16 protein-coding genes are annotated in these 19,966 nt (G+C 61.3%); 1 reads left to right on the forward strand and 15 read right to left on the reverse strand.

Going from position 1 to position 19,966, the window contains the following annotated elements; genetic code table 11:
* Positions 1 to 55: 55 nt before the first annotated feature.
* Positions 56 to 1,288, forward strand: a complete 1,233-nt coding sequence (locus ACYZUC_RS18095) for an MFS transporter (protein ID WP_461996728.1) — start codon at positions 56 to 58, stop codon at positions 1,286 to 1,288.
* Here ACYZUC_RS18095 and gspM read toward each other — a convergent pair.
* From gspM to gltB, 15 genes are all read right to left on the reverse strand, one after another.
* Positions 1,281 to 1,712 carry a type II secretion system protein GspM gene (gene gspM, locus ACYZUC_RS18100; protein WP_461989554.1) on the reverse strand — a complete coding sequence of 144 codons (432 nt, stop codon included), beginning with the start codon at positions 1,710 to 1,712 and terminating at the stop codon, positions 1,281 to 1,283. The two genes, ACYZUC_RS18095 and gspM, sit on opposite strands and share 8 nt — an antisense overlap.
* Entirely contained in the window at positions 1,709 to 2,815 is a 1,107-nt protein-coding gene (gspL, locus tag ACYZUC_RS18105) for a type II secretion system protein GspL (RefSeq protein WP_461989555.1), read from the reverse strand. The genes gspM and gspL overlap by 4 nt, the downstream gene beginning before the upstream one ends.
* On the reverse strand, positions 2,812 to 3,663 hold the full coding sequence (locus tag ACYZUC_RS18110; protein ID WP_461989556.1) for a type II secretion system protein GspK: 852 nt from the start codon (positions 3,661 to 3,663) through the stop codon (positions 2,812 to 2,814). Before ACYZUC_RS18110 ends, gspL begins: the two co-directional genes overlap by 4 nt.
* A complete protein-coding gene (locus ACYZUC_RS18115; protein WP_461989557.1) occupies positions 3,660 to 4,202 on the reverse strand; it encodes a type II secretion system protein GspJ in 543 nt (180 codons plus the stop codon). The genes ACYZUC_RS18110 and ACYZUC_RS18115 overlap by 4 nt, the downstream gene beginning before the upstream one ends.
* Positions 4,195 to 4,578 (reverse strand): type II secretion system minor pseudopilin GspI, encoded by a 384-nt coding sequence (gene gspI, locus ACYZUC_RS18120; RefSeq protein WP_461989558.1) that lies wholly within the window; start codon positions 4,576 to 4,578, stop codon positions 4,195 to 4,197. Before gspI ends, ACYZUC_RS18115 begins: the two co-directional genes overlap by 8 nt.
* Positions 4,571 to 5,038 (reverse strand): type II secretion system minor pseudopilin GspH, encoded by a 468-nt coding sequence (gene gspH / locus ACYZUC_RS18125; RefSeq protein ID WP_461989559.1) that lies wholly within the window; start codon positions 5,036 to 5,038, stop codon positions 4,571 to 4,573. Before gspH ends, gspI begins: the two co-directional genes overlap by 8 nt.
* Positions 5,039 to 5,041: 3 nt before the next feature.
* Entirely contained in the window at positions 5,042 to 5,497 is a 456-nt protein-coding gene (gene gspG / locus ACYZUC_RS18130) for a type II secretion system major pseudopilin GspG (RefSeq protein ID WP_461989560.1), read from the reverse strand.
* A 3-nt stretch (positions 5,498 to 5,500) separates the two neighbouring features.
* Positions 5,501 to 6,709, reverse strand: coding sequence for a type II secretion system inner membrane protein GspF (gene gspF / locus ACYZUC_RS18135; RefSeq protein WP_461989561.1), 1,209 nt, complete (start codon positions 6,707 to 6,709; stop codon positions 5,501 to 5,503).
* Between the two features lie 3 nt (positions 6,710 to 6,712).
* Positions 6,713 to 8,194 carry a type II secretion system ATPase GspE gene (gspE, locus tag ACYZUC_RS18140; RefSeq protein ID WP_461989562.1) on the reverse strand — a complete coding sequence of 494 codons (1,482 nt, stop codon included), beginning with the start codon at positions 8,192 to 8,194 and terminating at the stop codon, positions 6,713 to 6,715.
* On the reverse strand, positions 8,191 to 10,119 hold the full coding sequence (gspD, locus tag ACYZUC_RS18145) for a type II secretion system secretin GspD (protein ID WP_461989563.1): 1,929 nt from the start codon (positions 10,117 to 10,119) through the stop codon (positions 8,191 to 8,193). Before gspD ends, gspE begins: the two co-directional genes overlap by 4 nt.
* Positions 10,120 to 10,126: 7 nt before the next feature.
* On the reverse strand, positions 10,127 to 10,699 hold the full coding sequence (locus ACYZUC_RS18150; RefSeq protein ID WP_461989564.1) for a type II secretion system protein N: 573 nt from the start codon (positions 10,697 to 10,699) through the stop codon (positions 10,127 to 10,129).
* Positions 10,700 to 10,775: 76 nt separating this feature from the next.
* On the reverse strand, positions 10,776 to 12,242 hold the full coding sequence (gbpA, locus tag ACYZUC_RS18155) for an N-acetylglucosamine-binding protein GbpA (RefSeq protein ID WP_461989565.1): 1,467 nt from the start codon (positions 12,240 to 12,242) through the stop codon (positions 10,776 to 10,778).
* A 291-nt stretch (positions 12,243 to 12,533) separates the two neighbouring features.
* The gene (gene hemE / locus ACYZUC_RS18160; protein ID WP_008025187.1) at positions 12,534 to 13,601 is read right to left on the reverse strand and encodes a uroporphyrinogen decarboxylase; all 1,068 of its coding nucleotides are present in this window, start codon (positions 13,599 to 13,601) and stop codon (positions 12,534 to 12,536) included.
* A gap of 254 nt (positions 13,602 to 13,855) precedes the next feature.
* Complete coding sequence (locus ACYZUC_RS18165) at positions 13,856 to 15,274, reverse strand: FAD-dependent oxidoreductase (protein WP_192226859.1); 1,419 nt, start codon at positions 15,272 to 15,274, stop codon at positions 13,856 to 13,858.
* Positions 15,275 to 15,307: 33 nt separating this feature from the next.
* Positions 15,308 to 19,753, reverse strand: coding sequence for a glutamate synthase large subunit (gene gltB, locus ACYZUC_RS18170; protein WP_461989566.1), 4,446 nt, complete (start codon positions 19,751 to 19,753; stop codon positions 15,308 to 15,310).
* Positions 19,754 to 19,966: the final 213 nt, after the last annotated feature.

The following is a 19,966-nucleotide window of genomic DNA, read 5'->3' on the forward strand; positions in this document are numbered from 1 at the left end:
GTCTGAAGTGAAAACTGCTGTCGCCCCACTCGCCCATGAAGTTCCGCCCGCCGCGCTGGACGATGCCGTCTCTGAACTGAAGGAGATCTACATCGAAAAGGGCACGCCGATGTTCATGCGCACGGTACTGGCGCTGTTCTCCGGCGGCTTTGCGACCTTCGCGCTGCTGTATTGCGTGCAACCGATGATGCCGCTGCTGTCCCACGAATATTCGATTAACGCGGCGCAGAGCAGCCTGATTCTGTCGGTGGCCACGGGTATGCTCGCCATCGGCCTGCTGATCACCGGGCCGATCTCCGACCGGGTCGGACGCAAACCGGTGATGGTGGCGGCGCTGTTTGCCGCGGCGCTGTGCACCATCGCCAGCTCCATGATGCCGAGCTGGCACGGCGTGCTGGTGATGCGCGCGTTGATCGGGTTGTCGTTGAGTGGCCTGGCGGCGGTCGCCATGACCTACCTGAGCGAAGAAATCCACCCGCAACACATCGGCCTGGCGATGGGCCTGTACATCGGTGGCAACGCGATTGGCGGGATGTGCGGGCGCTTGATTACCGGGGTGTTGATCGACTTCGTCAGCTGGCACACGGCGATGCTGGTGATCGGCGGCCTGGCATTGATCGCGGCGGCGGTGTTCTGGAAAATCCTTCCCGAATCGCGCAACTTCCGCGCCCGTTCGCTGCACCCGCGCAGCCTGCTCGACGGTTTCACCATGCACTTTCGCGACGCCGGTCTGCCGCTGCTGTTCTTAGAAGCGTTCGTACTGATGGGCGCGTTCGTCACGCTCTTCAACTACATCGGCTATCGCCTGCTGGCCGAGCCGTACCACATGGACCAGGCCTTTGTCGGGCTGCTGTCGGTGGTGTACCTGTCGGGCATCTACAGCTCGGCGAAAATCGGTTCGCTGGCCGACAAACTCGGACGCCGCAAAATGCTCTGGTCGACCATCGTGCTGATGCTCGCCGGCCTCGCCCTGACCATGTTCACGCCGCTGCCCGTGGTGATCATCGGCATGCTGATTTTCACCTTCGGTTTCTTCGGTGCGCACTCGGTGGCCAGCAGCTGGATCGGCCGCCGCGCCACGAAGGCCAAGGGTCAGGCATCGTCGTTGTACTTGTTCAGTTACTACGCCGGCTCGAGCATTGCCGGTACGGCGGGCGGTGTGTTCTGGCACCTCGGCGGATGGAACGGGATTGGCGTGTTCATCGGTACGCTGTTGGTGGTGGCGTTGCTGATTGCGTTGAAACTGGCCCGCCTGCCACTGCTGCCGGGGAATGGTTCGACTACCTGAGCACCACCCGCGCCTCAAGCACCGCGTCACGCTTTTCCAGGGTCAGCGATTGCAAGGCGACGCCGTCACGTTCGGTGCGGTCCAGCCATTGCAGCAACACCTTCGCGTCGCCGCTGAGGGTCAGGCGCAACACGTCGTTGTCGGTGTCCATCTGATGGATCTCAAGCCCCGCTTCTGTGGCGCTTTCGCTGACACGCAGCGACAACGACTGATGAGTGACGACAGGCGGGGTGCTTCGCGGTTGTGCCCGTTGCAGTTGCGCAGACACGGCCAGTTGCTGTTGGTGCTGGCGCTCCATGGTTTCCAGGCGCTGGCGTGTCGGTTGCCAGATCAGGCTGAACGCCACGACAGCCAATAATAATGCGCCCATGGCCAGCAACAGTCGTTGCTCGCGAAGGGACAGGCGTTGCCAGGCCGCTTTCATGCGCGGTCCTCCACTGTCAGGGTCGCCTGCACGCGGTCGCGCTCTTTGCTTGCACTGTCGAGCCGCAGTGGCACGCCTTGTTGTCGCCCGCGCTCGCGCAGTTGTTCCAGCTCGGCAAAGCTGTTGGCGCTCAGCTGGATTTTCCAGCCATCGCCGGCACGAAACTCGATGCGCCGGACCTCGACATTGCTTGCGCCGATCACCTGCTCGACCAGTGTCACCAGCTCGGCGACGCGTGTGCGCTGCGGCTCGGCGGTCTGCTGTTGAAGTGCGTTGAGCTGCGTTGCCAGATCGACGATGCGGCTCTGCTCGGGGTAAAGCGTTTTGAACCGTTGCTCGTTCTGGCTGTAGAGCCTGCGTGTTTCACTCTCCAGAAAATGGATTCGCGCAGCGCTGGCGCCCCAGGTCAGCAACAGCAGCGTCAGGATCGTCAAACCGCCGAGGCGCCAGGGCAGACGTTTGTTGCGCAGGGCGAATTCGCCTTGCAGCAGATTGATGGCCTGCATTGGACGGCGGGTCAGGTATTGATCGATATCCGTCGCGCCCTGTCGCTCGTCGACCCATTGAATCCCCGCAGGCAAGGCCGGTCCCAGCAACGTCAACCCGTCCTCCGTTAACGCCAGGCGGGCCGGCAGCCCTCCGCCGACCAGCCATCGACCGAACCACCAAACACCGAGAGCCTGATCCAGGGGCAAGACATCGGCATCGACGAATACCGAACGCACCTCGACGCCCTCTTCGGCCAGTAACGCGAGCATCGCGGCAAACCGCTGGCGGTCGATCACCATGACCGGATAACGTCCTTCCTGATCGCGAGCGCCGATGCTCAAGTGCAACGTTTCCAGCGCTTCGCTCAATTGATCTTCCACGGCAAACGCGATGGCTTGCGCGCCGGGCTGGCGTTTGGAAGGCCACGGATCGCTACGCACCCAGCTGCACAATTCCATGGGCAACAGCAGGTCAACCGCCTGCCCGTTCAGCAACTGCGCCGCTTGATTCAAGGGCATGAGTTGGCGTTGCCGAGTCGAGGACCAGACGCAGCAAGGCCAGTCTGTCGACGGTTCGCCCAGGCCCTCGGCGGTCAGGTAAAGCCAGGTATTCATCGCGGCATCTCGTGGGCAGTCGAAGGAAGAAGGCGTCGTTGCAGAACGTTGAGTTGGTGCGTGTCGGCGTCGCGTTCGACATCCGTGGCCAGCCGCAAACGGCGCTGTCCCTGAGTGACCTGCACCGTGATGCGGAACCAGCGGCTGCCGGTGCCAAGTCCATGACTGCTCAGGCCTGCACCGGAGAGCAGCGGGTCTTGCGTAAAGGCCTGTACGCTGGCCCATCCCGTCGTCGAAGCCTGACGAACCAGCGCCGCAGCCATGGTCGCGTCTACGTCATCGAGCGTCCTCAGCACCAATGCCGGGGCCGTGTTGACGTTCAGCGTTGCGTGGCCGGGCAACATCGCCACCCAGGGTTCAAGTTGACGCAGCACATGAGCATCAACCCCCGGCAACAGGCGCAGTTGGCTCAGTTCTCGTAACGCCCCCACCTGAGCAAGTTGCAGCGGTGGAAGATCCAGCACGTCGAGCAAGCGCGCCCAGCGGTTGAGGGTGACTTGATCGATCTGCCCCTGGCTCAACAATGAGTTGAGATTGAAGCGCCCGGCGAGGTCCTCGATATCAACGCGGATCTGCGCGTCTTCGACGTCGAAGTCGGGAGTCATCCGCGCCCAGTCCTGGGTCAGGTCGACGGTTTTTTGCGAGCCCTGCGCCGCGTCCCGCAAGCGCAAAAGCGCCCAGCTTTCCCCCGCAACGGCGAGTTGGCGCAATTGAGCGTGCTGCAGGGCCTGGCCGCTGCTGTGCAGCGACAGGCGATGACTGCGCAGCAAGCCGCTGGTGATCAACAGCGCCAGACTCATGACCAGCAACACGCTGATCAACGCGATGCCGCGTTGATGCCTCCTCATGGCAACGCACCGGGCAACAGCAATACCCGACGAATCGCCTCGAAACGCCCCGTCGAGAATTGCACTTCCACCGCCATCGGCGGCTTCACGCCCCGCCCGGATGGCCAATCGCTGCGCCAACCGGACTGTGCGTCGAACAACCGCCAGCTCAAGTCTCGAACATCAACCAGCAGTTTTTGCCGCTGCACGATCGGCACTCCCTCCCCCTGACTTTCACGCCACAGCGTGCCGTTATCGAGTCGATAGGTCAGTGTCTGGCGCTCGCTACGCGGTTGATCCAAAGGGTTGCGCCAATGGCTGCGCTGCAACTGCAACACCGATTGCTGGAGCAGGACGGGTTGATCGGTGACGTGCAGCACATCCCGCTCAATCACCGCCACCGCCCGTTGCAGGCTTCGGAACTCACGCTCATGCTCCGTCGTCCCTCGTTGCACGCGCACCACGCCATCGAACAGCCCCCAACTGGCCAGGCCCAGCAACGCGAAGATCGCCATGGCGATGACCAGTTCCAGCAAGGTGAAACCGCTCTGCTTATTCATCACGATGAGGTATCCAGCCACTGGCGCGGTGTACGGTTTGCTCGCGCCCGGAAAGGCTGACGTCAACATCGACCTTGAGCAGGCGCGGGTCAGGCGAAGCGCTGATCCGCTGGCGCAACAACCAGTCGCGGCGATCCATCGACACGACCCGTTGTTGCTGGTCGAGGGGCCACCCGGTTTGCAGGCGCAGTTCATTCAGATGGTTGTCTGCCAGCCACGCGGCGAACAGTCGTTCTTCGACCGCGCCGGTTTGCCTGACCACGTATTGGCTCGCCGACAGCACGGCGGCCGCCAGCGTAGAAAAGATTGCCAGGGCCACCATGATTTCCAGCAAGGTGAAGCCACGCATGCGTGAAGCAAACGGCCGGCTAGCCATCGATCACCACCTGGCCAAGGCCATCGCTGGACAGGCTGAACCACGTCTTTTTGTCGTTGCCAAACGTCAGTGTAAAGACGCTGGTTTCATCGTTGCTGAACATCAGCAACTGAGGAGGTCCATCGTCGGCGCCGAGGGTTACCGGATGACCGTCCTGCTCAAGTCGTAGCCGCACGTTTTCGGGCCATCGATAAAAAGCCGCCATCGGTTCCCAGCCCTGAACATCAAGCCTCATCACCCGATAACCCTCGACACTCAGCCGCAGGCCGAACTCCTGGCCATCGAGCACTGCGCGTTCACGCAACTGTTGAATCACGCCCACGATCCCATGCGCTTCCTGCCGGGCCTGACGCGCCGGATTCGGCCCGGCGGCAAAGCTCACCATGCCCAACAGCACGCCGATCAAAACGATCACGATCATCAGTTCGAGCAAGGTGAATCCCCGACAACGCTGGCGCATGATTCAGTCGACCCAGTTGCCGATATCGGCCGCATGCCCTTCGCCACCCTTCACGCCATCGGAACCGAGGGAGTACAAGTCATAGCTGCCGTCCACCGAATGCACACCGGGATTGAGGTACTGATAGGGCGTGTTCCACGGATCGACCGGCAGGCTTTTCAGATAACCCTGAGGGTTCCAGTTCCTCGCCGCCGGCAGGCCGGAAGGTTGTTTGCTCAAGGCTTCCAGCCCCTGCTGCGTCGAGGGGTAGTTGAAGTTGTCGAGGCGATACATTTCGAGGGCCGTGGCGATGGCCTGGAGATCAATTTTGCTGGCGGTGACTTTGGCCTGGTCGGGACGGCTCATGAACTGCGGCACCACGATGGCCCCCAGCACACCGATGATGACGACCACCACCATGATTTCGATCAGGGTAAAACCACGCTGAGCGCGAGGACTGTTTCTCTGTGCAGCATTCATGGGTCAATTCACCAATTGGTTGAGGCTGAGAATCGGTAGGAGGATGGCCATGACGATCAGCAGCACCACGCCGCCCATCAGCACCAGCATGGCCGGTTCGAAAAGGCTCACGACCAATGCGATACGCGCCGCCAGGCTGCTTTCCTGTTGCTCGGCGGCCCGCACCAGCATGCGATCGAGTTCACCGGCGCGTTCGCCGCTGGCGATCATGTGCAGCATCATCGGCGGGATGTCGCCGCTCAGTTCCAGGCCGCGGGTCAGCGTTCCACCTTCACGGACCGAGCGCGCGACATCGGCCATGCGGTTGCGGATGGTCAGGTTGCCGATGACGGCCGCCGCGATCTCCAGCGCGTCCACCAACGGCACTGCACTTTTGCCGAGGATTGCCAGCGTGCTGGCGAACCGCGCGGCTTCCATCGCCCGCAACACCTCGCCCATGACCGGCAGTTTCAACGCGAGACGATGCCAGCGCAGGCGCCAGGCCGGCTGGCGCAGGCTCCAGCGCCAGAGGCCGAGCAACGTCGTCAGCACGCCCATCAACAGCAGAAAGTGATTGCGCAGCCCATTGCTGAGGGCGATCAGTGCCTGCGTCAGCCAGGGCAACGGCTGGCCACTGTCGACGAAGATCTTCACCACGTCCGGCACCACGTAGCCGAGCAGAAAACCAACAATCGCGACGCTGGCCAACATCAGGATCAACGGGTACACCAGGGCCATCTGAATTTTCTGCCGCGACGCCTGGCGGGCCTGGGTGTAAGCGGCCAGTTGTTCCAGCACATGCCCCAAGTGACCGGAACGTTCGCCAGCCGCGACGGTGGCGCGGAACAATTCGGGAAACGCCTTGGGAAATTGAGCCAGCGCCGTCGACAGGGCATGACCTTCCATCACCCGACTCCTGACTGCCGACAACAAACCGGCAACCTTGCGCTTCGCACTTTGCTTCGTCACTGCTTCAAGGGCTTCCTCCAGAGGCAGCCCCGCCTGAACGAGGGTGGACAGCTGCAAGGTCAACAGAGCCAGATCCGCCGCACTCAGACGTCCGCTGCGAGGCTGCGTTCCCGTGTCGCCACCTGCCCTGACCTCGCTCAACTCTCGCGGCCACAAGCCGCGTTCACGCATCAGCTGCCGGGCATGACGTGGGCCGTCGGCCTCCAGTCGGCCTTTGCAGCGTCGGCCCCGGGCGTCGTCAGCACGGTAATCGAACGTTGGCACTCGCTAGTCCTCCTGCGTCACGCGCAGTAATTCGTCGAGGCTGGTCGCGCCCTCCAGTACCCGCTGGCGACCGTCCTGAAACAGGCTGCGGGAGACCTTGCGCGTCTCTTCTATCAACGCCTGTTCACTCGCACCTTGATGAATCAGAGCCGAGACGGCGGGCGTCACGCTGATCAGCTCGTAGATTCCGATCCGCCCGCGATAACCGTGCTGGCACTGGTCGCATCCCACCGCCCTGAACAGCTGCGCCGACGCTGCCGAATCGAGCCCGAGGCGCTCGCACGTGGCCTCATCGGCGCTGTACGCCGTCTTGCAATGGGGGCACAACGTGCGCAGTAAACGCTGGGCCAGAATGCCCACCAGCGACGACGCCAGCAGGTAGGCATCGACGCCCATGTCCACCAGCCGCGTCACTGCACCGACGGCACTGTTGGTGTGCAACGTCGAGAGCACCAGATGCCCGGTCAGCGATGCCTGGACGGCGATTTCCGCCGTCTCGCGATCACGGATTTCGCCGACCATCACCACGTCCGGGTCCTGACGCAAAATCGCCCGCAAGCCGCGGGCAAACGTCATGTCCACTTTCGGATTGACCGGCATCTGCCCCACACCCGGCAGGTGATATTCGATGGGGTCTTCGACCGTGAGAATGTTGCGTGTCTGATCGTTCAGGCTGCTCAGCGCGGCATACAAACTGGTGGTCTTGCCGGAACCGGTAGGCCCGGTTACCAGCAGAATGCCGTGAGGTTTTGCGAGCAACTGGCGCAACGCGGCGAGGGTATCGGCAGGCATACCGAGTCGCGGCAATTCCAGGCGCCCGGCCTGCTTGTCGAGCAGGCGCAACACCACCCGTTCGCCATGGGCCGAAGGCAGCGTGGAGACCCGCACATCGACTTCGTGCCCGGCCAGTCGCAGGGCCATTCGACCATCCTGCGGGACCCGTTTTTCAGCAATGTCCAGGCGCGCCATGACTTTGATCCGCGACACCAGCAGGGTGGCCAGTTCACGTCGGGGCCTGAGCATTTCGCGCAATTGCCCGTCGACGCGCATGCGTACCGACAGGTACTGCTCGAAGGTTTCCAGGTGCACGTCCGACGCGCGCTCACGCACCGCTTCGCTGAGCAGTGCGTTGATCAACCGGATGATCGGCGCATCGCCCTGCTGCTCCAGCAGGTCGGCGGTTTGCGGGACTTGATCGACCAGGCTGAGCAGGTCCAGCTCTTCGTCCAGACCTTGTGCAACTTGCTCGGCTGCGCTCTGACCTTCGCGATAAGCGAGGGCCAAGCGTGCTGCGAACGCATCGGCGTCCAGCACCCGCATCGGCAGATCCCGAGCACTTACCCGACGAGCTTCCGACAGGGCCGTGAGCGGCGTATTGGTACGCAGTACAAGGCTTGACCCCGACCCGTCGTGCTCCAGCAGTACGCCGAAACGCCGGGCGAAACCGAAGGGCAATTGTTGGAGGGATTCACGCGATTCGCTCATGGCGATTCCGCCGCTTGCTTACGCAAATCGAACACGGGGGCGTCGGGCGCGGGGTCGAACAATTGACGCGCCTCGGCCGGCAGCAGCAAGGAATTGTTCCCTCGCGCGCCGGGCTTGCTCAATTCACGCAGCGCGTTGTAACGCTGCTGGCTGACGTCTGACAGGTCTTCCTTGCTGCGCACGATGGTCGGCCGCAAAAACACCATCAGGTTGCTTTTGGTCTGGGTGTCGCGAGTCCAGCGAAACAGCGCACCGAGGTAAGGAATGTCGCGCAGCAACGGCACCCCGCTCTGTTGGGTGCGGACGCTGTCCCTGATCAGCCCGCCGATCACGATGATTTCGCCATCGTCCGCCAGGATCGTGCTCTTGAGCGCACGTTTGTTGGTAATCAGGTCCGAAGAATCGATGCCCGATACCGAAGGCGCGATGTCCGACACCTCCTGCGCGACCTCCAGGCGCAACGTCGAGCCTTCGTTGATGTACGGCTTGATCTTCAGGCTGATGCCCACGTCCTTGCGCTCGACCGTGGTAAACGGATTCTCCGCGCCGTTGCTGTTGGTGGCGTAGGAGCCGGTCTTGAACGGGACGTTTTGGCCGACGATGATTTCTGCCTCCTGATTGTCGAGGGTCAGCAGGCTCGGCGTGGACAGCAGGTTGCTGCGGGTGTTGCTGGCCAGCGCCGAAACCAACGCGCCGAAGCGGTCATTGCCCAGTTGCAGGATGGCCCCTTCCGGCGCGGATTTTTTCTCGTCAAAGTTCAGCCCGCCGATGATCGGAATGTCGGTGCCGGGGAAGTTGATGAAGCCTTTTGCATCGCCGCCGCTGACGCTCCACTGAACACCCACGGCCTCGGCGATGTCCCCGGAAATCTCGACGATGGCGGCATGGATCAGCACCTGCGCCCGAGGCTGGTCCAACTGACGCACGATGTCCTCGATGGTGCGGATTTGCGCCGGTTCGGCGATCAGCACCAGCGCATTCTGGCTTTCGTCGGCCTTGATCATGAACGTCGTGCCGGGTGAGTTATCCCGGGCGCCACCGACGGCCGTTGCCGGCTTTCGGCCCTGCCCCATCGTTTCGAGGACTTCGGCCAATTGCCTGGCATCGCTGTGACGCAGGCGAATCACCCGCGCGTTGTCGAGGGTGGCAGTCGCGGGGGTATCGAGACGGCGTGCGAGGTCGATCAGGCGTTGGCGAACCGACGGTGGACCAATGAGGATCAGCCGATTGGTTCTGGCGTCGGCCAGTACCTGGATCGCCGTATCAGCGCTGCGTTTGCCCAGCGAGGACTCCATGACAGTCGCTACATCAGCAGCCTGTGCGTGCTGCATTTGCACCACGGCATGCTGGTTGTTCTGCCCAGAATCCAGTTGCCGGACCACCTGCGCGATACGGTTCACATTGGCCGCAGTATCGGTGACCACCAGCGCATTGGCTGACACCGAAGGACCGACATAGCCGTTGGCCGACACCAGCGGCCGAACCAGGCCGGCGATGTCGGAAGCGCTGCTGGTGTTCAGTTCGACGACCCGGGTGATGAATTGCGAAGCCGTGGCGTTTTTTGCAATGCCTTGGCCGGCGCGGGTTTTCGCTTCGGTGACTGGCGTAATCAGGATCCGGTCACCCTCGTCGATGACCGTGAAGTTGTGGGCATCCAGCACCGAATAAAACAATCGGCGAACACCTTCGCGGTCGAGGGCCTGACGGGACATGACGGTGATGCGCCCGGAGACTCTGGGATCAAGCACCACCGTCGTCCCGAGAATGGTGGAGATTTCCTCGACGATGTCGCGCAGCTCGGCATTGTTCATCGCCAGTTGCCATTTTTCTTCCTCGGCCCGCGTCGCGCCATGAAAGAGTGACAGCGCCAACACAGCGAGAAAAAGCAGGGTGCGCAACGCCTGCGCGCTGATGGAAAAGTTCATGGCTTGATCACTCTGACGGCCCGGAGAGCGGGCGTAGAAAATGCGCAGGAGTCGCGGGCTCCGGAGCCTTGGTTTGCGCGTCTAATCGACGCAAGAGCTGCGTGGCAGACGTCTGCAGCGTCAGCACTTCTTCTCGCCCCTTGTTCCACAACACCGCCCGATTCGCCTCGACGCGACGCAGGACGCTGCCGCCCGGCAACGGATCGCCCACCTGATAAATCCGCGAGCCTTGAGCGTCTGCCAGCAGCGCTCTGGACAACCCTGCGGCAAGGACAAAACTGGCCTGCAGGGTCAGCGGCTCCGCGCTGGCCAACAACGTGGTTCCCGCTGTCAGGCCGAGCACCGTCGCCACCGCAGTGGTATCCAGAGGGGCATGGGACGGTGGCGTCGCTATCGTTGAAACGACAGGCATCGGTGCGACACGGCTTTGACGAAATCCCCACTCTTGCCACACCAGAAAGGATCCGTACGCGACTGTCACCAGCAGCAGGCAGAGGGTGCAGAGTCGCCTCCAGATGATCACCGCCGCCGACACCCAGTGCAGCCATACGCGTTGGGTGGAGTAACCCAAAACCGTCATTTTCAACTCGACTTTCAACAGGGAGATGAGCCTTCAGGCAATCCTGTTCCGGATCGCCTGAAGTGTTACGAGAGACTTAGATTTTGTCCCACGCCATGTGCCAGTGCGCCCCTACACCGGGCTCGAAGCCGTTGGCCGTCGGGGTGTATTGCTTGCAGTAACCGGACGCGGGGAATGGCTTGCATTCGAAGACTTCATTGGTCTTCGGTTGCAGCACTTTGGTGCCGGCGGTGTACTCGCTGATGCCTTCGGGGAACACGAAGTCGTGCTCGATGCCCGCGCCTTCACCAGTCATGTGGGTGGGCTGGGTGTCCTGGCGAGTGGTGCGGCCATCCAGCGTGGTGCCGACCAGCGTCAGGGTGTGTTTGCCGGGATTGCTACGAACATCCATGGTCAGCCAGGTCGGACCGCTGTCTACCTGCTTCGCGACAGAGCCAACCGGCTTGTTGTTCTCGTCGAACAAGGTCGCTTCGACGTTCATCGCACGGTTCGAGATCATGCTGAACTGGACGTTGGCCAGGCCTTTGTCCAGAACGTATTCGGCTTGCTGGGAGGCCACCGACATGCGCGCGGCGGTGTCTTCCTTCATGTCCAGCTGAACTTCGTAACGGGTTACGCCGCTTTCTTTCTGGGCGTAGAGGGTGTTGTTACCCCGGACCGGTTCGATGCTGCCGTTCTCATCACGAATGCCGGCGCGGATAAGCGAGTGGGTGGTGTTGGTTTTTTCTGCGAGTTTGAACGCCCAGTTGTTCGGCGAGCCTTCCTCGGCAGTGTCGATGGCGATTTCAACGTCGTAATCCGGGCTGACACCGCTGGCAGAGAATGCACGGGCCTTGACCTTGTCGCCGATCAGCAATTGGGCCGATGGCGCGATGCCGCCAACAGAGGTCCAGCCACCGGGCAACGACGGTTCGCCGAGGATGTTCACATCGACGGCGTTGTAAAACGCCGCGTCGGTATCACCGACGGTCCAGATCCCGAGGATGACGTGCTGGCCTGATTTGTCTTCAGGAATGTTGCAGTTGTGTTTGGCGCCGGACACCGGCAGCTGATGATTCCCCTCGACGACGCAGAACGGGGTGCTTTCGAACGAGGCGCGCTTGAGGGATTCGTTAACGTTCCAGCCGTTGCGAGTGATGAAGTACTCATGCTTGGTGGCCGGGTGAGACTGGGTATAGCGCCATTGGAAATCGATGTTGCGGTCTTTGATTTCCGTTAACTGCCAACGGGTAGCGGACTGAGCATCCATAGCGGAGAACGATGGATGACCGCCACTCGGAATCTTGCCATCGATCGGCCCTTGCAAAGCCGCACCGCCTGTACCAGCCGGAAAACCTTTGAACGTTTCACCGACACTTTGTGGTTCGTACTGCGCGTTGCCACAGTTGGTGTTCACCCCTTTCTGGCACAGCAGTGCGCGCGAAGGTGGCACTTCCATATAGCCATGGGCCGAAACAGTTTGAGACGCCAACATTGCCGATAACAGGATCATTGGAGAGGAGCATGCGGTTAGCGCACCTCCCTTGTAGAAGGTCTTTTTCATGAGTGTGTTCCAGACTACTTATCGAAAATTAAGGCGCCATAAGGACGCCGCTGTTCGTAATCTCGTTCGGTGAGCTGCACCGGACGAAGGTCTGAAACCTTACTGAGATGGACACGAATTCTATGTAGGACAAGTCTCCGCTTACATGGGGATTACTCTCTCTCTTCACTTGTCTGACAAAGAGGGAAAACATTCTTACAGGATGAAACGGATTAGGCTGGCACACGGTATTTCAGACAAAAAAAAGCCTGTCCGGCGTTGGCCGGACAGGCTTGATGGAACCTGCAAGGACTACTCGTGATACTGCGCCGACAGCTCATGCACCGCGCGCAGGAACGCACCCGCATGTTCCGGATCGACTTCCGGCGTGATGCCATGACCCAGGTTGAACACGTGGCCGCTACCTTTGCCGTAGCTGGCGAGGATCCGTCCGACTTCGGTACGAATGGCTTCCGGTTTGGCGTAAAGCACGGTCGGGTCCATGTTGCCTTGCAAGGCAACTTTGTCACCAACGCGAGCCCGGGCATTGCCGATATCGCACGTCCAGTCCAGGCCCAGCGCATCAGCACCGGCATCAGCGATGCTTTCCAGCCACAGGCCGCCGTTCTTGGTGAACAGGATGACAGGAACCTTGCGGCCTTCGTGTTCGCGGATCAGGCCGCTGACGATTTTGCGCATGTAGGCCAGGGAGAATTCCTGGTACGCCGCCGCCGACAGGTTGCCGCCCCACGTGTCGAAAATCTGCACCGCTTGCGCGCCGGCCATGATCTGGCCGTTGAGGTACGAGGTCACCGACTGCGCCAGCTTGTCCAGCAGCAGGTGCATGGCTTGCGGATTGTCGTAGAGCATGGCTTTGGTCTTGCGGAAGTCTTTCGACGAGCCGCCTTCGACCATATAGGTGGCCAGGGTCCATGGGCTGCCGGAGAAGCCGATCAGCGGTACACGGCCGTTCAGTTCGCGGCGGATGGTACTGACCGCGTCCATCACGTAACCGAGGTCTTTGTGCGGATCAGGGATCGGCAGGGCTTCGATGTCGGCCATCGTGCTGACGACTTTTTTGAAGCGTGGGCCTTCACCGGTTTCGAAGTACAGGCCTTGGCCCATGGCGTCCGGGATGGTGAGGATGTCGGAGAACAGGATTGCCGCATCCAGTTGCGGATAGCGGTCGAGCGGTTGCATGGTGACTTCGCAAGCGAACGCCGGGTTCATGCACAGGCTCATGAAGTCGCCGGCCTTGGCACGGCTGGCGCGGTATTCAGGCAAGTAGCGACCGGCCTGACGCATCATCCACACAGGGGTGACGTCTACAGGTTGCTTGAGCAGGGCGCGAAGGAAACGGTCGTTCTTCAGGGCAGTCATGTCGGCATCCGGAAAAAAAGTGCGGGCATTTTCTCAGAGCTCGACGCAAAAGGCACGGATGCAGGTCAGCCTTTTGTCTATCGGGTCAATTTGTCGCGGTGGAACTGCGGTTTTCGCAACACCGCGAAACAACTGTGGGAGCGAGCCTGCTCACGATGGCGGAGTGTCAGCCAATACATCTTGTGACTGATTCACCGCTATCGCGAGCAGGCTCGCTCCCACATTTTTACTGCATTTCAGCTTGGGATCGGGTTTTAGACGCCCAGGTAGTCCAGGATCCCTTCAGCCGCATTACGGCCTTCGAAGATCGCCGTCACCACCAGGTCGGAACCGCGAACCATATCGCCACCGGCGAAGATTTTCGGGTTGCTGGTCTGGTGCTTGAACTGACCTTGTTCAGGCGCAACTACGCGGCCCTGGCTGTCGGTCTGGATGCTGAACTGCTCGAACCACGGCGCCGGGCTTGGACGGAAACCGAAAGCGATGACCACGGCGTCGGCCGGGATGATCTCTTCGGAGCCCGGGATCGGCTCGGGGCTGCGACGGCCACGGGCGTCCGGCTCGCCGAGACGGGTCTCGACCACCTTCACGCCTTCAACCTTGTCTTCACCCACGATGGCGATCGGCTGTCGGTTGTAGAGGAATTTCACGCCTTCTTCCTTGGCGTTCTTCACCTCTTTGCGCGAGCCCGGCATGTTCGCTTCGTCACGACGATACGCACAGGTCACCGACTTGGCACCCTGGCGGATCGACGTGCGGTTGCAGTCCATCGCCGTGTCGCCGCCGCCCAGTACCACAACCTTCTTGCCTTTCATGTCGACGAAATCTTCCGGCGACTTTTCAAAGCCCAGGTTGCGGTTGACGTTGGCGATCAGGAAGTCGAGCGCGTCATGCACGCCCGGCAGGTCTTCACCGGCAAAGCCGCCCTTCATATAGGTGTAGGTGCCCATGCCCATGAACACGGCATCGTATTCTTCGAGCAGTTGCTCGACGGACACATCCTTGCCCACTTCGGTGTTCAGGCGGAACTCGATGCCCATGCCGGTGAAGACTTCGCGGCGATTGCTCAGCACGGTCTTTTCCAGCTTGAACTCGGGAATGCCGAAGGTCAGCAGACCGCCGATTTCCGGGTTCTTGTCGAACACCACCGGAGTCACGCCGCCGCGCACCAGCACGTCGGCACAACCGAGGCCGGCCGGGCCTGCGCCGATGATCGCGACACGTTTGCCGGTCGGCTTGACCTTGGACATGTCCGGGCGCCAGCCCATGGCGAAGGCGGTGTCGGTGATGTATTTCTCGACCGAACCGATGGTCACCGCGCCGAAGCCGTCGTTGAGGGTGCAGGCACCCTCGCACAGACGATCCTGCGGGCACACCCGGCCGCAGACTTCCGGCAGGGTGTTGGTCTGGTGCGACAGCTCGGCGGCCTGGAGGATGTTGCCCTCGGCCACCAGTTTCAGCCAGTTCGGAATGAAGTTGTGCACCGGGCACTTCCATTCGCAATACGGGTTACCGCAACCCAGGCAGCGGTGGGCCTGATCGGCCGAATGCTGGGGTTTGAAGGGTTCGTAGATCTCCACGAACTCTTTCTTGCGTTGACGCAACAGTTTCTTCTTCGGATCTTTGCGCCCGACGTCGATGAACTGGAAGTCGTTATTCAGACGTTCAGCCATTGTTAAAACCTCATCAAACTCTTCAGGCGCATATCACTGCGGGTTGGCACGGGTGCTGGAAAGCAACGTTTTCAAGCTGGCAGCCTTGGGCTTGACCAACCAGAAACGGCGCAGGTAGTCATCGAGGTTTTCCGCGAGTTCACGACCCCACTCGCTGTCGGTTTCCTCGACGTACTCGTTCAGCACGCGTTGCAGGTGGCTACGGTAGGCTTCCATCGCTTCGCCGCTGATCCGCTGGATTTCCACCAGTTCGTGGTTGACCCGGTCAACGAAGGTGTTGTCCTGGTCGAGCACGTAGGCGAAACCGCCGGTCATGCCTGAGCCGAAGTTGTAACCGGTCTTGCCCAGAACGCAGACGAAACCACCGGTCATGTATTCGCAGCAGTGATCGCCCGTGCCTTCCACCACGGTGTGAGCACCGGAGTTACGCACCGCAAAACGCTCGCCCGCGGTGCCGGCAGCGAACAGCTTGCCGCCGGTGGCGCCGTACAGGCAGGTGTTGCCGATGATGGCACTGTCCTGAGTCTTGTAGGCGCTGCCCTTCGGCGGAACGATGACCAGTTTGCCGCCAGTCATGCCTTTGCCGACGTAGTCGTTGGCATCGCCTTCCAGGTACATGTTCAAACCGCCGGCGTTCCACACACCGAAGCTCTGACCGGCCGTCCCTTTGAAGCGGAAGGTGATCGGCGCGTTCGCCATGCCTTGGTTGCCGTGCTTGCGCGCGATTTCACCGGAGATCCGCGCGCCGATCGAACGGTCGCAGTTGCAGATATCCAGCGCGAATTCAGCGCCGCTCATGTCGTTGATGGCCGAGGTGGCCATGTCGATCATTTTCTCGGCCAGCAGGCCTTTATCGAACGGCGGGTTGCGGTCGACCTGGCAGAACTGAGGCTTGTCTGCCGGGATGTGATCGCTGCCCAGCAACGGGGTCAGGTCCAGGTGGTTCTGCTTGGCGGTCTGGCCTTCGAGAATTTCCAGCAGATCGGTGCGACCGATCAGCTCTTCGAGGGAGCGCACGCCCAGCTTGGCCAGCCACTCACGGGTTTCTTCGGCGACGTAGGTGAAGAAATTCACCACCATGTCGACGGTGCCGATGTAGTGATCCTTGCGCAGCTTCTCGTTCTGAGTCGCGACGCCGGTGGCGCAGTTGTTCAGGTGGCAGATACGCAGGTATTTGCAGCCCAGCGCGATCATTGGCGCGGTGCCGAAACCGAAGCTTTCAGCGCCGAGGATGGCCGCCTTGATCACGTCGAGGCCGGTTTTCAGGCCGCCGTCGGTCTGTACCCGGACTTTGCCGCGCAGGTCGTTGCCACGCAGGGTCTGGTGGGTTTCGGCCAGGCCGAGTTCCCACGGAGCGCCCGCGTATTTGATCGAGGTCAGCGGCGATGCGCCGGTGCCGCCGTCGTAACCGGAGATGGTGATCAAGTCCGCGTAGGCCTTGGCCACACCGGCGGCGATGGTGCCGACGCCTGCTTCTGCCACCAGCTTCACCGAAACCAGCGCTTTCGGGTTGACTTGTTTCAGGTCGAAAATCAGCTGCGACAAGTCTTCGATGGAATAGATGTCGTGATGCGGCGGCGGCGAAATCAGGGTCACGCCCGGCACTGCGTAACGCAGCTTGGCGATCAGACCGTTGACCTTGCCACCTGGCAGTTGACCGCCTTCGCCGGGCTTGGCGCCCTGAGCGACCTTGATCTGCAGCACTTCAGCGTTGACCAGGTATTCCGGGGTCACACCGAAACGGCCGGTCGCCACTTGCTTGATTTTCGAGCTCTTGATGGTGCCGTAGCGCGCCGGGTCTTCGCCGCCTTCGCCGGAGTTGGAACGCGCGCCGAGGCGGTTCATGGCTTCGGCCAGGGCTTCGTGAGCTTCCGGCGACAAAGCACCAAGGGAGATGCCCGCGGAGTCGAAGCGCTTGAGCACCGATTCCAGCGGTTCGATCTCGCTGATGTCCAGCGGCGTATCCAGGGTTTTGACTTTGAACAGGTCGCGGATCATCGACACCGGACGGTTGTCCACCAGCGACGTGTATTCCTTGAACTTGCTGTAGTCGCCCTGCTGCACAGCGGCTTGCAGGGTGTTGACCACGTCCGGGTTGTACGCGTGATATTCGCCACCGTGGACGAACTTCAGCAGACCGCCTTGCTGGATCGGCTTGCGCGGGCTCCAGGCTTCGGCGGCGAGGGCTTTCTGCTCGGCTTCGATGTCGACGAAACGTGCGCCCTTGATGCGGCTCGGCACGCCACGGAAGCTCAGGTCGCAGACTTCCTCGGACAGGCCGATGGCTTCGAACAATTGAGCACCGCGGTAAGAAGCGATGGTCGAGATACCCATCTTCGACAGGATCTTCAGCAGCCCTTTGGTGATGCCTTTGCGGTAGTTCTTGAACACCTCATAGAGGTCGCCCAGGACTTCACCGGTGCGGATCAGGTCGCCCAGCACTTCATAAGCCAGGAACGGATAGACCGCCGAGGCGCCGAAACCGATCAACACCGCAAAGTGGTGCGGGTCGCGTGCGGTGGCGGTTTCCACCAGGATGTTGGAGTCGCAACGCAGGCCTTTTTCGGTCAGGCGGTGGTGTACCGCGCCGGTGGCCAGGGAAGCGTGGATCGGCAACTTGCCCGGGGCGATGTGACGGTCGCTCAGGACGATCTGGGTGCGACCGGCGCGAACGGCTTCTTCAGCCTGATCGGCGACGTTGCGCACGGCAGCTTCGAGGCCGACGCTTTCGTCGTAGTTGAGGTCGATGATCGCGCGCTCGAAGCCCGGACGATCGAGGTTCATCAGCGAGCGCCACTTGGCCGGGGAAATGACCGGCGAGCTGAGGATTACGCGCGAGGCGTGTTCCGGCGACTCCTGGAAGATGTTGCGCTCGGCACCGAGGCAGATCTCCAGCGACATGACGATGGCTTCACGCAGCGGGTCGATCGGCGGGTTGGTCACCTGCGCGAACTGCTGACGGAAATAGTCGTACGGCGTGCGCACGCGCTGGGACAGCACGGCCATCGGCGTATCGTCGCCCATGGAGCCAACGGCTTCGTAGCCTTGCTCGCCGAGCGGACGCAGCACCTGGTCGCGTTCTTCGAACGTGACCTGATACATCTTCATGTACTGCTTGAGCTGATCGACATCGTAGAACGCCGAACCGTGGTCGTTGTCTTCCATGGTCGCCTGGATGCGCAGGGCATTCTTGCGCAGCCATTGCTTGTATGGATGACGGGATTTCAGGCGGTTGTCGATCGCGTCGGTGTCGAGGATCTGGCCGGTTTCGGTGTCCACGGCAAAGATCTGACCCGGGCCAACGCGGCCCTTGGCGATCACGTCTTCAGGCTGGTAGTTCCAGACACCGATTTCGGACGCCAGGGTGATGAAACCGTTCTTGGTGGTGACCCAACGCGCCGGACGCAGACCGTTACGGTCAAGCAGGCACACCGCGTAACGACCGTCGGTCATAACCACGCCGGCCGGGCCGTCCCACGGCTCCATGTGCATCGAGTTGTATTCGTAGAACGCACGCAGGTCCGGGTCCATGGTTTCGACGTTCTGCCACGCAGGCGGAATGATCATCCGCACGCCACGGAACAGGTCGATGCCACCGGTGACCATCAGCTCGAGCATGTTATCCATGCTGGAGGAGTCGGAACCGACGCGGTTCACCAGCGGGCCGAGTTCTTCCAGATCCATCAGATCGTTGGTGAACTTGGTGCGACGGGCCTGGGCCCAGTTGCGGTTGCCGGTGATGGTGTTGATCTCGCCGTTGTGGGCGAGGAAGCGGAATGGCTGGGCCAGCGGCCATTTCGGCAGGGTGTTGGTGGAGAAGCGCTGGTGGAACACGCAAATCGAGGTTTGCAGGCGCTGATCGCTGAGGTCTGGATAGAAGGCGGTCAAATCCGCCGGCATCATCAGGCCTTTGTAGATGATGGTCTTGTGCGAAAAGCTGCAGATGTAGTGATCGACGTCGGCGGCGTTGGCCACGGACGAGCGACGACGGGCGCTGAACAGCTTGATCGCCATGTCCTGATCGCTCAGGCCTTCACCGCCGATGTAGACCTGCTCGATCTGCGGCAGGCGCTCAAGGGCCAGGCGGCCGAGGACGCTGGTGTCGATCGGCACTTTGCGCCAGCCGACCAGGGTCAGGCCTTCGGCCAGGATCTCGCGGTTCATGTTCTCGCGAGCGGCTTCGGCTTTGACCGGGTCCTGGTTGAAGAAGACCATGCCCACCGCATATTGCTTGGGCAGTTCGACGCCGAAGGTTTCCTGGGCGATGGCTCGCAGGAACACGTCCGGCTTTTGAATCAGCAGACCGCAACCGTCACCGGTCTTGCCGTCGGCGTTGATCCCACCGCGGTGGGTCATGCAGGTCAGGGCCTCGATGGCCGTTTGCAAAAGGGTATGACTGGGCTCGCCCTGCATATGGGCTATCAGGCCGAAACCGCAGTTATCCTTGAATTCATCTGGTTGGTACAGACCTGCTTTCATAGACACTTTCTCACCAGGCTGCCTCTTATCGAGGCAAATTTCTTTTCAATTCAACCACTTACCATCCGCGCCGAACGTACGCCAGCTTTGCGGGGGCAAAAGGGAGGTCATTGTACACACCGACACAGAGGCTCACAAATTTGACGACGAAATGTCGCAAATCTATGTCGCATTTGTGAAAGGTTTAAAGCGATCTGCTGTGCTAGTCAAAAC

Source organism: Pseudomonas sp. GT1P32, assembly GCF_054897805.1.